11 protein-coding genes are annotated in these 14,482 nt (G+C 65.2%); 7 read left to right on the top strand and 4 right to left on the bottom strand.

Annotated features, from left to right (window positions below; all coding sequences use genetic code 11):
- The first annotated feature begins 104 nt into the window (after positions 1 to 104).
- The 3 genes from QE395_RS04855 (at position 105) to QE395_RS04845 (ending at position 3,371) form a co-directional block, all read left to right on the top strand.
- Entirely contained in the window at positions 105 to 995 is an 891-nt protein-coding gene (locus tag QE395_RS04855) for a M23 family metallopeptidase (RefSeq protein WP_249832950.1), read from the top strand.
- Between the two features lie 75 nt (positions 996 to 1,070).
- Positions 1,071 to 2,675, top strand: a complete 1,605-nt coding sequence (locus QE395_RS04850) for a peptide chain release factor 3 (RefSeq protein ID WP_210130867.1) — start codon at positions 1,071 to 1,073, stop codon at positions 2,673 to 2,675.
- A gap of 57 nt (positions 2,676 to 2,732) precedes the next feature.
- Entirely contained in the window at positions 2,733 to 3,371 is a 639-nt protein-coding gene (locus QE395_RS04845; RefSeq protein ID WP_179197307.1) for a hemolysin III family protein, read from the top strand.
- 207 nt (positions 3,372 to 3,578) lie between these two features.
- Here QE395_RS04845 and QE395_RS04840 read toward each other — a convergent pair whose 3' ends face one another.
- Positions 3,579 to 4,493 (bottom strand): IS110 family transposase, encoded by a 915-nt coding sequence (locus QE395_RS04840; protein WP_306987722.1) that lies wholly within the window; start codon positions 4,491 to 4,493, stop codon positions 3,579 to 3,581.
- Between the two features lie 658 nt (positions 4,494 to 5,151).
- On the opposite strand from QE395_RS04840, the gene QE395_RS04835 reads away from it, so the two are divergent.
- Positions 5,152 to 7,044, top strand: coding sequence for an AsmA family protein (locus QE395_RS04835; RefSeq protein ID WP_249834383.1), 1,893 nt, complete (start codon positions 5,152 to 5,154; stop codon positions 7,042 to 7,044).
- Between the two features lie 125 nt (positions 7,045 to 7,169).
- Here the strand turns inward: QE395_RS04835 and QE395_RS04830 are convergent, their stop codons facing one another.
- The 3 genes from QE395_RS04830 to mtgA are packed head-to-tail and all read right to left on the bottom strand — an operon-like array spanning position 7,170 to position 9,333.
- Positions 7,170 to 7,601, bottom strand: a complete 432-nt coding sequence (locus QE395_RS04830; protein WP_184126788.1) for a CBS domain-containing protein — start codon at positions 7,599 to 7,601, stop codon at positions 7,170 to 7,172.
- Positions 7,561 to 8,580 carry a glycosyltransferase family 2 protein gene (locus QE395_RS04825; RefSeq protein WP_249832952.1) on the bottom strand — a complete coding sequence of 340 codons (1,020 nt, stop codon included), beginning with the start codon at positions 8,578 to 8,580 and terminating at the stop codon, positions 7,561 to 7,563. Before QE395_RS04825 ends, QE395_RS04830 begins: the two co-directional genes overlap by 41 nt.
- 3 nt (positions 8,581 to 8,583) lie before the next feature.
- Positions 8,584 to 9,333: a monofunctional biosynthetic peptidoglycan transglycosylase gene (gene mtgA, locus QE395_RS04820; RefSeq protein WP_068853696.1), complete on the bottom strand. Its 750-nt coding sequence runs from the start codon at positions 9,331 to 9,333 to the stop codon at positions 8,584 to 8,586.
- Between the two features lie 83 nt (positions 9,334 to 9,416).
- Here mtgA and QE395_RS04815 point away from each other — a divergent pair, with 83 nt between their 5' ends.
- From QE395_RS04815 to QE395_RS04805, 3 genes are all read left to right on the top strand, one after another.
- Entirely contained in the window at positions 9,417 to 10,310 is an 894-nt protein-coding gene (locus tag QE395_RS04815; RefSeq protein ID WP_093532826.1) for an Hsp33 family molecular chaperone HslO, read from the top strand.
- A gap of 152 nt (positions 10,311 to 10,462) precedes the next feature.
- Positions 10,463 to 11,287 carry a hypothetical protein gene (locus QE395_RS04810; RefSeq protein WP_179197306.1) on the top strand — a complete coding sequence of 275 codons (825 nt, stop codon included), beginning with the start codon at positions 10,463 to 10,465 and terminating at the stop codon, positions 11,285 to 11,287.
- Positions 11,288 to 11,656: 369 nt separating this feature from the next.
- Positions 11,657 to 14,413, top strand: a complete 2,757-nt coding sequence (locus tag QE395_RS04805; RefSeq protein ID WP_249832953.1) for a TonB-dependent receptor — start codon at positions 11,657 to 11,659, stop codon at positions 14,411 to 14,413.
- Positions 14,414 to 14,482 lie beyond the last annotated feature (69 nt).

Raw genomic sequence — 14,482 nt, 5'->3', positions numbered from 1 at the left:
CTGGATGAAGCGATATAGTTTTTTCTCATCAGCCCGCAGCCGCCCCTCTTTCCTGAACGAACGCGGTTGCGTAGAGTCCGCGCACCCTTACTGGAAGCTCGCTGATGCGCCGGATCCTGCTGCTCACACTGCTGGCGTGCCCGTTGATGGCACCGGCCGCTGAATCCAACGGTGGAGCGGACTGGCGCGGCGGCTGGGGATTGGTGCGCCCGGCCGACCAGGCGCCGCAGGGCGCGCGGAGCGGCACGCTGGCCTCGGTGAAGCTCGAAGGGGGCGCCGCGTACTGGCAGGCGCGGGTCGACAACCACCTCACCGGCCCGGTGCAGATCGCCCTGCGCCAGGACGCGGGTGCCGCGCTGCTGCCCGGGCTGCCCCTTCAAACCGTGCTCCCCGGCTCGGCGAGCGTGGTGGTGGCGCGACTGCAGCTGCCACCGGATACCGAACGCCTGAACCTGCTGCTGGACGCGGTTCCCGGCGACCCGGCTGCGCGGCCGCAGGACGTGGCCTACCAGCTGCCCTTCGATGCGCGCCGGTTCCAGGTCAGCCAGGCGCCGCAGGGGCGTTTCAGCCACAACGATGCTGAAAACCGCGATGCGGTGGACTTCGCGCTGCCCGAAGGCACCCCGGTACTTGCTGCCCGCGCGGGCAAGGTGATGCAGGTGCAGGGCAATTTCAGCGGCAACGGGCGGGATCCCGCGCGCGACCGCGACCGCGCCAACTTCATCCGGGTCCTGCATGAAGACGGCAGCATGGCCGTGTACGCCCACCTGCGCGAAAACGGGGTACTGGTGCGCAGCGGCCAGCGGGTCGAGGCCGGCCAGCGCATCGGTGTGTCCGGCAACACCGGCTACAGCACCGCCCCACACCTGCATTTCGTGGTCCAGGCCAATGCCGGCATGCAGCTGCGCTCGATTCCGGTACGCATCGTGGCCCCCCAGGGCGAGCTGCACTTCGCGCGTGAAGCGGCTGACGGCGGCGACGCGGCCAGCCACTGACCCGCCGGGCTGGGCGGCCCGGTATACTGGCGGGCTTATCTCCATGAGAAGCGCCCCGGGCGGGCGCGTCACGCCATGTCCGAAGTCGCTACCGAAGCTGCGCGCCGCCGCACCTTCGCCATCATCTCCCACCCTGACGCCGGCAAGACCACGCTGACCGAGAAGCTGCTGCTGTTCGGCGGTGCGATCCAGATGGCCGGCTCGGTCAAGGGCCGCAAGGCCGCGCGCCATGCCACCTCGGACTGGATGGCGCTGGAAAAGGAGCGCGGCATCTCGGTCACCTCATCGGTGATGCAGTTCCCGTACGAAGGCAAGATCGTCAACCTGCTCGACACCCCCGGCCACGCCGACTTCGGCGAGGATACCTATCGCGTGCTTACCGCGGTGGACTCGGCGCTGATGGTGATCGACGTGGCCAAGGGCGTGGAAGAGCGCACGATCAAGCTGATGGAGGTGTGCCGCCTGCGCGACACCCCGATCATGACCTTCATCAACAAGCTCGACCGCGAGGGCAAGGAGCCGATCGACCTGCTGGACGAGGTGGAAAGCGTGCTGGGCATCCAGTGCGCGCCGGTGACCTGGCCGATCGGCATGGGCCAGCGCCTGAAGGGCGTGGTCCACCTGATCAGCGGCGAAGTGCACCTGTACGAACAGGGCCGCAACTTCACCCGGCAGGATTCGACCATTTTCCCGTCGATCGATTCACCGGGCCTGGCCGAAAAGATCGGCGCGGGCATGCTGGCCGAGCTGCGCGACGAGCTGGAACTGGTGCAGGGCGCCAGCCACGCGTTCGATCTTGACGCCTACCTGGCCGGCAGGCAGACGCCGGTGTTCTTCGGTTCGGGCGTGAACAACTTCGGCGTGCAGCCGCTGCTGGACTTCTTCGTCGAGCACGCGCCGTCGCCGCAGGCACGCGCCACCACCGGTCGGGTGATCGCCCCACAGGAAAACAAGCTGACCGGCTTCGTGTTCAAGATCCAGGCCAACATGGACCCGCAGCACCGTGACCGCGTGGCGTTCATGCGGGTCTGTTCGGGGCGCTTCGTGGCGGGGATGAAGACCTTCCACGTGCGCACGGGCAAGGAAATGAAGCTGGCCAACGCGCTGACCTTCATGGCCAGCGACCGCGAAATCGCCGCTGAAGCATGGCCGGGCGATGTCATCGGCATCCACAACCACGGCACCATCTCCATCGGCGACACGTTCACCGAAGGCGAAGCTGTGAGCTTCACCGGCATCCCGAACTTCGCGCCGGAACTGTTCCGCCGCGCGCGCCTGCGCGATCCGCTCAAGCTCAAGCAGCTGCAGAAGGGCCTCGCGCAGCTGTCCGAAGAAGGCGCCACCCAGTTCTTCCGCCCTCTGATGAGCAACGACCTGATCCTGGGCGCGGTTGGCGTGCTGCAGTTCGACGTGGCCGCCTACCGGCTGAAGGACGAGTACGGCGTGGAAGCGACCTTCGAGCCTGTTAGCGTGACCACGGCGCGCTGGGTGACCTGCAACGATGCGAAGAAGCTGGAAGAGTTCCGCGAGAAGAATGCGGGCAACCTCAGCATCGACGCGGCGGGCCAGCTGGTCTACCTGGCGCCGACCCGGGTCAACCTGCAGCTGGCGCAGGAACGCGCGCCGGACGTGCGCTTCGCGGCAACCCGCGAAGCCGCGCACAGCGTGTCGGTCGCCTGACCTGGCGAAACCGGCGATGATAGGGGGGAGCGGGCTCCCCCTCCCCGCGCGACGATCATCGCCATGACCTCTGTTGCTTCCGTACGTGAAGAAATCGCCAGCGCCCTGACCCACGGGCTGGGCGCGGTCGCCGCGCTCGCCGGCAGCGCGGTATTGATCACCCTGGCCGCGATCTACGGCGACGCCTGGCAGCTGGCCAGCGCCATCGTGTTCGGCGTGGCACTGCTGCTGCTCTACACAGCCTCGACGCTCTACCACGCCATCCAGCACCCGATCGCCAAGGGCCGACTGAAAGTATTCGACCACTGCGCGATCTACCTGCTGATCGCCGGCACCTATACTCCATTCACCCTGATCGGCCTTCGCGGCCCGTGGGGCTGGGGCATGTTCACCGCGATCTGGGCGCTGGCACTGGCGGGGGTGATCTTCAAGCTGTTCTTCACCGGCCGCTTCAAGCTGCTCTCCACCATCATCTACATTGCCATGGGCTGGATGGTGCTGGTGGCAATCAAGCCGATGTGGTCTTCCATCGACGGCTGGACCCTGGGCTGGCTGTTCGCCGGTGGCCTGTCCTACACGCTGGGCACCTATTTCTACCACCGCGAATCCATCCCCTACTCCCACGCGATCTGGCACCTGTTCGTGATCGGCGGAAGTGTCTGTCACTTCGTTGCGGTTACTGCACAGATTCTTTGAAGCAACGGCAACCGCAACAGCAACAGCAACAGCAGGTTGCCGTTTGCTTGCTGTTTAGGGGCGGTGTGGGTGGGTCGCCGGGACACGCCGCAAGTACGTCCTTGTAGCAACTGTGTTGCTGAAGGGGCCGGCGGCCCCTCCGGCAGACGGGCATGGTGGTGCCGGCCGCTGGCCGGCAGCCTGTGGATGTCCCCCTGTTGGCTAGCTTCAGGCGGGGATCGGTCCGCTTTCAGCGTCACGCACGCGGGCGTTGAGGATTACCAGCATCTTCCGCATCACCGCCACGATGGCCACCTTGCCTTCCTTGCCGCGGGCCCGCAGCGACCGGTAGAAATCCCGCAGCCGAGGCTCATGCCGCATGGCCGACATGGCGGCCATGTAGAGCACTTGGCGGATCTCGGCTCTACCACCGTGGATACTTCGTTTTCCGCGCATCGTGCCGCTGTCGTGGGACATCGGTGCCACGCCGACCAGGCTGGCGATGGCCTTGCCGCTGATTCTGCCCAGCTCGGGCAGATGGCTGGCCAGTACCGCCTGTAACGCAGGACCGACGCCCTTCATCGACTTCATTACGGCCAGTTGAGGCTGCTGTTCAACCTGTTCGCCGATCTGCTTTCCCAAGCGTGCGACCAGCGTCTGCAAGCGTGTAATGTTGGCCTGCAGTAGCCGGCGCAATTCACGATCACCGACCATTTCCTGCTGCTGTCGCGCGACGGTCAGCGCCTGCATCGCCTGCCGGCGAGCCCGAACGAATTCCCGCATTCTTTGCTGCCAAGGCTCCAGCGGCTGGTAGGCGGGCAGTTTCATCAGCACGGCCATCTTCGCCAATGCGTAGGCATCCAGGCGGTCGGTCTTGGCCACGTGGCCCATACCTTGGGCAAGCCTGCGGGCCCGCAGGGCATTGGCGCGGACCACCGGACGACCGGCGTTGTGCAATAAATCCAGCACGCGCTGCTCATAGCCACCGGTAGCCTCCAGCACGATCTGGTCCGCCGGGTGTTCTTTCAGCCAGGCCTCCAATTCAGCAAAGCCAGCGGCGGTGTTTCTGACCTGCAGAATTTCCCCGTCCGTCGTACCAACATCAAGCTGACGCTTGCTCACATCAATCCCGATCCCGTTCATCGCCCAACTCCGTATAGTCTGGAAGGGTCGAGAGCTCCCCCGCTTGCCCAGTCTTATCACTGCGAGTGTCAGCTCCAGCAACTGTTCGGGCGGATCAAGGGAGATTCCGGCGTGGGCGCCAAGCTACATGGCGATCGTCGAGATCCAGGCTCTTACGGCGGCCCACGCCGGCTCTCGACGCCTACGCTGCCAGATTCCGAACAGATAAGGCTCGTTCGCGCCATCCATGGCGCTCTACGGTCCCGTCAACCCACCCACACCGCCCCTTCGACGTCTGGTCGGCAGGCAACGGAGATCAAGAGCAGGCCCTTGCTCTTCCCACCGCTGAGAAACTGCTTGGGGGCGGGCGGGGGTAGCCCATGCCGGGACCGTAGAGCGCCATGGATGGCGCGAACGAGCCCCCATGGATGGGTTTACGGCGTGTCCCGGCATGGGCTACCCCCGCCCGCCCAGCACGTATCAATGAATAGCAAGCGCTCCAGCCTTGGCTTCGGCTTTTGCGCCACACTGACGCGATCCTTACCAATGCTTCGCGTTGCCTGCACGATGAACGGGCAAGGATGGGCGGGTGAATACCGTTCCCGCTCCTACGCCCGTTGCGCCATCCTCCCGCTCACGCTGGCGTTTTCGCCGACCGGGCAAGCGCAGGCAGCGCTGGCTGGCGGTGCTGGTTTTCCTGTTCGCGCTGATCCTGCTGGTGATCGCGCTGTGGGACTGGAACTGGTTCAAAGGCCCCGTTGAGCGCGCCATGCAGGCCAAGACCGGCCGCGAATTCCATATTGGCGGCAATCTGGATGTCGATCTCGGGCGCACCCTTACCGTGCGCGCCGATGGCCTGACATTCGCCAATGCCGAATGGTCCAAGACCCCACGGATGGCCAGCGCCGACCGCGCCGAGATCGACCTGCGCGCCTGGCCCCTGCTGCGTGGCGATATCCGCATTCCGGAAATCCGCCTCACCCGCCCCGACCTGCTGCTGGAAACCGCCCCCGGCAAGGACCAGCCCGGCAACTGGGATTTTCTTGGCCCCAGCGATGGCGAGCCGCCCGTGCTGCAACGCCTGCTGGTCGACGATGGCCGCTTGAAGTTCCTTGATGCCGCTGGAAAGACCGACATCCTGGTCGCCATCACCAGCGGCAAACCACGCAATGCCGACAGCGCACCGCCGCTGCTGGTCAGCGGCAAGGGCCGCTGGCAGGGCAATCCGTTCACCTTGGCGGGCAACACCGAATCGCCGTTGGAACTGACCAACAGCGAGCATCCGTTCCGCATCCATCTGGATGGCCGTGCCGGCAGTACCCATGCCATTGCCAGCGGCACCCTGACCAACCCGTTCGCCCTGCGCACCTTCGATCTTGATTTCGCGCTGAGCGGCCAGGACATGGAAGACCTGTATCCACTGATCGGCCTGGCCATCCCCTCCACCCCGCCGTATCGCCTGAAAGGCCGCCTCAAGCGCAACAACGATGTCTGGCGGTACGAGAACTTCACCGGTGTCGCCGGCGACAGCGACCTGGGCGGTACCGCGCAGATCGACGTCAGTGGCGACCGCCCCTTCCTCAAGGCGGAACTTGTTTCCAAGCGCCTGGACTTCGATGACCTTGCCGGCTTCGTCGGCGCCCCGCCCAAGACCGGGGCCGGCGAATCGGCCAATGCCGAACAGAAGGCCAAGGCTGCAGCACTCGCAGTGAAGGCACGCGTGCTCCCGGATACGCCCTACGACCTCAGCAAGCTCCGCGCGATGGATGCCGATGTGCACTGGAAGGCGCAGCGCATCAACTCCCCCGCGCTGCCGCTGGACGACATGGATGCACACCTGAAGCTGGACGACGGCCTGCTGCGCCTGGAGCCGCTCAACTTCGGCGTCGCCGGCGGCGACATCCGCAGCACCATCCGCATGGATGCACGCAAGCCGACCATTGCCACCCAGCTCAAGGCCAGCATCCGCAAGGTGCAGCTGGGCGGGCTGTTCCCCGACGCGAAGCTGGCCGAGCAGGCCTCCGGTGGCATCAGTGGTGAGATCAACCTTACCGGCAACGGCAACTCGATCGCATCCATGCTGGGAAGCTCCGATGGCGCCGTTGCGGTGGGCATCGGTCGCGGCCATGTCGGCAACCTGATCATGGAACTGGCCGGCCTGGATGTAGCCGAATCGCTGAAGTTCCTGTTCACCGGCGACAAGCAGATTCCGCTGCGCTGCGCGTGGGGCGATTTCGGCGTGAAGCAGGGCCTGATGACCTCGCAGCAGCTGGCGTTTGATACCACCGATACGCTGATCCTTGGAGAAGGCACGGTGGACCTGAAGCAGGAAAAGCTCGACCTGCTGCTGCGCCCCCGTCCGAAGGACATCAGCATCCTGGCACTGCGTTCGCCCCTGCGCATCGGCGGCACGTTCAAGGATCCGTCGTTCCGGCCGGACTTCAAGGCGCTCGGGCTGCGTGGTGCCATCGCGCTCACGCTGGGCAGCATTGCCCCGCCTGCCGCGCTGCTGGCCACGATTGAAACCGGGCCCGGTGAAGATTCGAATTGTGGCGGCCGGTACGCGAAGTAAATAGCCACGCCCTGCGTGGCTGCTCCTCGTTTCCGCGCACGACCAAACATCGGGGCTGCCCGTCGGCCGCCCCAGCACGGAAGAACTGAAACGCTGCTCTTCGCTTGAAAATACCTGCAGGCAGCTCAGCCTGCGACGATGTACTGCTGCAGCTGGTCCAGCTTCTGGGCCTGTTCGTCGATCACCGATTTCACCAGGTCTCCGATGGAGATCACGCCGATCACGCTGCCGCTGTCCACCACCGGCAAGTGGCGGATGCGGTAGTCGGTGACCAGTTGCAGGCAGTGCTCCACCTGCTCGGACGGCGCCACCGTCACCACCTTGGCGGTCATGATGTCGCTGACCTTCGTCGACCTCGAGGAGCGGTCATGCAGCACGATCTTGCGTGCGTAATCGCGTTCGGACAGGATGCCGACCAGGCTGCGGCCGTCCATCACCAAAACCGCGCCGATGCCCTTGTCGGCCATCAACCGGATCGCGTCGATCACCGCCGATTCCGGACCTACCGCGAACACCTCAGGGGACTTGCCTTCCAACAGCTGTCGTACCGTGGTCATCTCGCTGCTCTCCACCGATGTGATGCACGCCCGAGTCTGCCACGAACGGTGCATGCCAGGTGTCAACCACGTACAACGGCCGCTGCTTGGACTCCTCGTACAGCCGGCCCAGGTACTCCCCGATCAGGCCCAGCGCGATCAGCTGCACCCCGCCGAGGAACAGGATCACCGCCATCATCGTGGGGTAGCCGGCTACCCGGTCGCCGTACAGCGCCGCCTTCAGCACCACCCATCCGCCAAACAGGAATGCCACGCCTGCCGTGGCCATTCCCAGGTAGGTCGCCGCCCGCAGCGGTACCGTGGAAAAACTGGTGATGCCTTCGAGTGCGAAGTTCCACAGCTTCCACAACCCGAACTTGCTGTCGCCCACCATCCGCGCATGCCGGTGATACGGCAACGCAACGCGCCGGAAGCCGACCCAGCCGAACAACCCTTTCATGAACCGGTGGCGTTCACGCAGCTGGCCCAGCGCCTGCAGCGCGCGCGGTGAGAGCAGGCGGAAATCGCCGGTATCGGCCGGAATCGGGATCCTCGACAGCCGCCCGATCACCCGGTAGAACGCCGACGCCGTACTGCGCTTGAGCCAGCTTTCGCCGTCGCGCACCTGGCGGGTGCCGTACACGTTGTCATAGCCCTGCCGCCACAGCGCCACGAACTCCGGAATAAGCTCGGGCGGGTCCTGTCCATCGGCATCGAGGATCATCACCGCGCCGGTGTCCACGAAGTCCAGTCCGGCCGTCAGTGCCGCCTCCTTGCCGAAGTTGCGCGACAGGCGCAGCACGCCCACGCAGCTGTCGGCTGACGCCAGTTCCTGCATGACCTGCCAGGTTGCATCGGTGCTGCCATCGTCGACGTACACGATCCGGCCCTCGACGCCCTCCAGTCCATCCAGGACCGCGCGCAGCCGTGGCTGCAACAGGGGCAGCGCCAGCGCTTCGTTGTGGGCCGCGATGACCAGGGTGAGGCGTTCAATCGTCATGGCTCACTCATCCTTCAGGTAGGCGCCGCCGCCGAGCTGCCGCGCCTGTCGCTGGATCCAGGCGGCGCGTCGCTGCACGTAGGGGCCGGGGCGCGCGGCGTTGTACCGGCGCGGAGCCGGCAACACGGCCGCCAGTTTTGCGCTTTCGGCCGGCGACAGCCGCGCCGCATCCTTGTTCCAGAACTGCCTGGATGCCGCCTGCGCACCGTAGATGCCATCACCGAACTCGGCGATGTTGGCGTACATCTCCAGGATCCGCCACTTCGGCCACAGCGTTTCGATCAGCAGCGTGTACCAGACCTCCAGCCCCTTGCGGATCCAGCTGCGGCCCTGCCAGAGGAACAGGTTCTTGGCGACCTGCTGGCTGATGGTGCTGGCGCCGCGCAGGCGCCCGCCGCGGGCATTGTGGTCGCGCGCCTTTTCAATGGCCTGCAGGTCGAAGCCATTGTGTTCGGGAAAGCGCTGGTCTTCGGCCGCTACCAGCGAGATGGGCAGGCTCGGGGCCATCTGGTCGAGGTCGCGCCACTGGTAATGCAGCCGGTAGCTCCAGTCGCCCTGGCCCAGCGCCTCGCCATAGCGCCACAGCATCACCGTCGACAGCGGCGGGTCGATGAAGCGCAGCACGGCCACCTGCAGCACGCTGCCGGCCACGAACAGCACCGGAAGCCACAGCAGGTGTTTCCAGCGCCAGCGGCGCCGGCGGGTCGGTTCCAGGCCCGGTTCGGCCTTGTGGTTGCTGCGCTCTGCCCCCATTAGTGGTGCATCCTCTGCTTGCACGGTTGTCGGCGCATTATCCGGCAACACGCCCTCATTACTTAAGCGCAGCCACCGACCCGATGACCGCCCAGACCGATTCCCTCATCCGTTTCCTGCTTCCCGATGCCGGCGTGCGCGGCGTGCACGTGCACCTTGACGCCAGCTGGCAGCAGATCCTCTCCCACGGCACCTACCCGCCGGCCGCGGCCGAGCTGCTGGGTGAAGCCACCGTGGCCTCGGCGCTGTTCACCGGCCACACCAAGGTGGACGGCCGGCTGTCGATCCAGCTGCGCAGCAACACCGCCATGCGCACGCTGTTTGCCGAATGCACCGCCGCCGGCACCCTGCGCGGCATCGTCCAGCTGTCCGGCGAAGGCGATGCCCCGCGCGACCTGACCGCGCTGGGCGAGGACGCGCTGCTGGCCATCACCATTGAAAACCCCGGGCTGGACCCGCGCGAGCCACAGCGCTACCAGAGCCTGGTCGGCCTGGGCGCATCCGGACTGGACGAGGCCTTCGAAGACTACTTCCGCCAGTCCGAACAGCTTCCCACGCGCCTGCTGCTGGCCGCCGATGGCGACCGGGCCGCCGGCCTGCTGCTGCAGAAGCTACCCGGCGACGAGGGCGATACCGACGGCTGGTCCCGGGCCAGTGCGTTGTTCGAGACGCTGGGCAAGCAGGAACTGCTGGACGTGGCCGGCAATGAGCTGCTGCACCGGTTGTTCCATGAACAGGCACCCGAGCTGCTGGGTGAGCGCCCGCTGCGCTTTGCCTGCTCCTGCTCGCGCGAACGGGTGGAGGGCATGCTGCAGTCGCTGGGCGAAGTTGAGGCCCGGGCGGCCGCCGAACCCACGGGATCCGTGGACATCCGTTGCGAATTCTGCGGACGGGAGTATCACTTTCCGTTGACGGAATTCGACATACTGTTCCGCGACGCCGTTGTTTCCTCACCGGCACCTGAACGGCTTCAGTAATCGCCGCGCGAGTTTTGTTCTGGGGAGAACCAAGACTTGTTAAGAATTCATAAACGCCCTAGGATCAGTGTCCCGCTTCGGCGGGAACTTGTGCTCATCACCGCTGTCTGAGAATTCCCATGCGCGCCCTTTTGCGTCTACCGCTGGCCCTGATGATCGCCCTCGCCGCGATCCCGGGCGCCTATGCGCAGTCCAAGGCCCGCCAGGACAGCACGGTGATTCCGGTCTGGAACAAGGGCAGCGGCAAGGTCGAAGCCCTGCTTTACCTGGAACCCACCGGGGAACAGGCTGCCGGCGCCCGCTGGCACTTCGGGCGCAGTTCGCTGGATGCCGCTTTCGGGCTGTCCTCGGGCGATTCGCTTGGCCTGCTCTGCAACAGCAGCCGCGGCACCAGCATCAGCGGGCTGGCCAGCCACTGCATGCTGGCCAGCCTGGGTGACGAGGACGACAACGCGCTGAGCCGCCGCGTCACCGGCACCGCCGCGTTCAACCGCCCCGGCGGTCGCGTCGGCATCACCGCCGGCACCGGCAAGGACACCCTGCCCGCCTGGCTGGCCGGCCCGAACAAATCGCCGGCGCTGCGCGCCGAGCAGAACGACCTGACCGTGTTCGGCCAGAAGAACATCGGCCGCGAAGGCTTCGTCTCCATTGGCGGCACCTACGCCAAGGCGCGCCTGGTGCCGTTGTCCGACGTGTCCCCGGCCCTGGTGGACCGCTGGGACAGCAAGAGCCTCACCCTGGGTGCCGGTTACGGCAACTTCAGCGGCAACATCATCGGCCGCGTGGTCGACGTGCCCGGCCAGCCCGGCAAGTGGGAAGGCCTGGGCGTAGGCCTGACCTGGCGTACCCCGTGGAGCGGCCAGCTCACCGTGGGTGCCGAGAACGTGATCACCCGCGGCAAGAACCCGTTCGCCCCACGCAACGAGAGCACCGATGAGGGCACCGTGCCCTACGTGCGGTACGAGCAGGACCTCTGAGTCCAGGTTTCGATGACCCGGGAAGACCAGAAAAGGCGCGCCATTGGCGCGCCTTTGTCGTTCCAGCGCCCCGGTTGAGGTCACTGAACACGCCAACCTGATACAGAGCGTGACAAAACAACTGCAACTATTTTGCTAACAATTTGTTAACAAATGAGCCATTTGACGCTTGCAACCCTCTTAAGCGCCTTGATCCACAAGGACTTTGCCGAATTTCACACAGATCACAGACTTCATTAACGCTACTTTAATTCTTTCGAAGCGGCAGTTACTATCGAGTCAGCCTTGTGGTCTTTGGTGCTCTCTATTGGCACCGCCTGAGGCAAACACCCCAGTGAATACCCAAGATTCCCTTGGAGAGAGAGAGCAATGAACTTTAAGTCCAACAAGCTGCGTGATGCAGTGGTCGTTGCACTGGTCGTCGCGGCCGGCACCGCCACCGCGCAGGCGCAGGAAGCCGCCAATACGACCAACCTGGACCGCATCTCGGTCACCGGTTCGCGCATCAAGAGCACCGACATCGAGACCTCGCAGCCGGTGCTGAGCCTGAGCCGCGCGGACATCGACAAGCAGGGCGTCACCTCGATCGCCGACGTCCTGCAGCGCGTCGCCGCCAACGGCGCCGCACTGAACCGCACCTTCAACAACGGTGGCGACGGTTCGTCGGGCATCAGCCTGCGCAACCTCGGCAGCCAGCGTACCCTGGTGCTGGTCAACGGCCGCCGCTGGACCACCGGCCTGGACGGCAGCGTCGACCTGAACACCATTCCGGTGGCCATGGTCGAGCGCATCGACGTGCTGAAGGACGGCGCCTCGACGATCTACGGTTCCGACGCCATCGCCGGCGTGGTGAACATCGTCACCAAGAAGGACTTCGACGGCGCAGAAGCGAACTTCTACAAGGGCCAGTACAGCGCGGGCGACGGCGAGCGTGAAGCCGCCGACTTCGTGCTGGGCACCACCACCGACCGCGCGTCGGTGATGATCGGCGCCTCCTACGTCAACGAACGCGAAGTCATGGCCGGTGATCGCAAGATCTCCGCCGGTGGCCCCCCGTTCTTCAGCGGCCAGAGCGGCACCGGCATCCCGGGTTCGTACCTGTTCAACGGCCGTCGCTACGTCGACATCAACGGCGTGCAGACCCCGTTCGTGTCCAACGTGCACGGCTACAACACCGCCCCGGACAACTACCTGCTGACCCCGAACGAGCGCACCTCGCTGTTCGCCTCGGGCTCGTACAACGTGACCGACAACATCACCTTCCGTACGGAAGCGATGTACAACGAGCGTAAGTCCGAGCAGCTGCTGGCCGCCATGCCGGTGACCGGCATGACCCTCAGCGCCGACAGCATGTACAACCCGTACGGCGTCGACCTGACCGGCGTGAACCGTCGTTTCAATGAAACCGGCGGCCGTTCGTTCAACCAGAACGTCAAGAACTGGCACTTCTACGGTGGCTTCGAAGGCTTCTTCGAAGTGGCTGACCGTACCTTCGACTGGGACGTCGGCTACCGTTACGACAAGACCGACCAGAACGACCTGACCTACGGCCTGTTCAACGTGCAGAACCTGGACGCGGCCTACGGCCCGTCGGGTATCGACCCGGTGACCGGCCAGGCCGTCTGCTTCGGTGCCGGTGGCGCGATCATCCCGGGCTGCTCGCCGATCAACCCGCTGGGTCCGGAAGGCTCGATCTCGCAGGCTGCGCTGGACTACACCTCGTTCACCGCGCATGACTCGGCCTCGCAGGTCTCCAAGGGCTACTACGCCAACATCTCCGGCACGATCGTTCCGCTGCCGGCCGGTGACCTGGCCTTCGCAGCCGGTTACGAGTACCGCAAGGAAACCGGCCAGTTCGATCCGGATGCCTTCATCGCGGCCGGCCTGAGCACCGGTAACGGCGCCAGCCCGACCAAGGGTGGCTACGACCTGGACGAGTTCTACCTCGAACTGTCGATCCCGGTGCTGGCTGACCTGCCGGGTGCCCAGCTGCTCGACTTCAGCGTGGCGACCCGCTACTCGAAGTACAGCAACTTCGGCAACACCACCAACAACAAGTTCGGGTTCCGCTGGAAGCCGATCGACGACCTGATGATCCGCGGTAACTACTCGGAAGGCTTCCGCGCGCCGAGCATCAACGATCTGTACCGCGGCGACACCGATTCGTTCGAAACCTACGCTGATCCCTGCGCCGCGGCCAACAACCCGACCGGTGGCGTGCTGGCCCAGTGCCAGGCCCAGGGCGTGCCGGCTGGCCTGGTCCAGCCGAACACCGACGGCGAGCCGGGTCCGCTGCAGACTGTCGAACCGTTCACCTGGCAGTCCAACCCGAACCTGAAGCCGGAAACCTCGACCAGCAAGACGCTGGGCCTGGTGTGGAGCCCGAGCTTCGTGACCGGCCTGAACGTCACGCTGGACTGGTGGCAGATCGAAATCGAAGACTCGATCACCCGTCCGTCGATCGACGACATCATGAGCCGCTGCTACGGCGGTACGCCGCAGGAGCAGGCCCAGTACTGCCCGCTGATCACGCGTGACCCGAACTACGGCGCAGCCGACGAGAACTACGCGATCGTCAACGTCGACATGCCGCTGCTCAACCTGTCCTCGTACAACGTGGAAGGCTGGGACCTGGGCGTGGCGTACCGTCTGCCGGAAACCTCGTTCGGCCAGTTCACGGTCAGCTGGGACAGCACCTACCTGAGCAAGTGGGAAACCAAGGCCACCGCCGACTCCGCAGTCGACGGCCGCCAGGGTGACTACCTGAACCAGGATCCGTACTGGCGCATCCGTTCCAACCTGTACGTCGACTGGTCCTTCAGCGACTTCGGCGTCAACTACGGCCTGCGCTACAAGTCCGGCATGACCGAAGACTGCCTGCTGGGCGCCGCTACCCGCGGTTACTGCTCGGATCCGGACGGCCAGAAGAACCACATCGGTGCGACCACCTACCACGACGTCCAGTTCCGCTACAACACCCCGTGGAACGGCACCGTCATGCTGGGTCTGAACAACGTGTGGGACAAGCAGCCGCCGGTGTCCTACTCGGTGTCGTACAACATGTTCGACCCGCAGTACGACCTGCCGGGCCGCTACTACTACATGCAGTACAAGCAGAAGTTCTGATCGATCCACTGATCGGTACCTGATGCAGCAACGGCCCCGAAAGGGGCCGTTGTTTTTTGTGCCATCCAT

Source organism: Stenotrophomonas sp. SORGH_AS_0282 (assembly GCF_030818125.1).
GTDB lineage: Bacteria > Pseudomonadota > Gammaproteobacteria > Xanthomonadales > Xanthomonadaceae > Stenotrophomonas > Stenotrophomonas rhizophila_A.
Note: the sequence above shows the minus strand (reverse complement) of the source record. Positions and strands in the feature narration are given on the sequence as shown.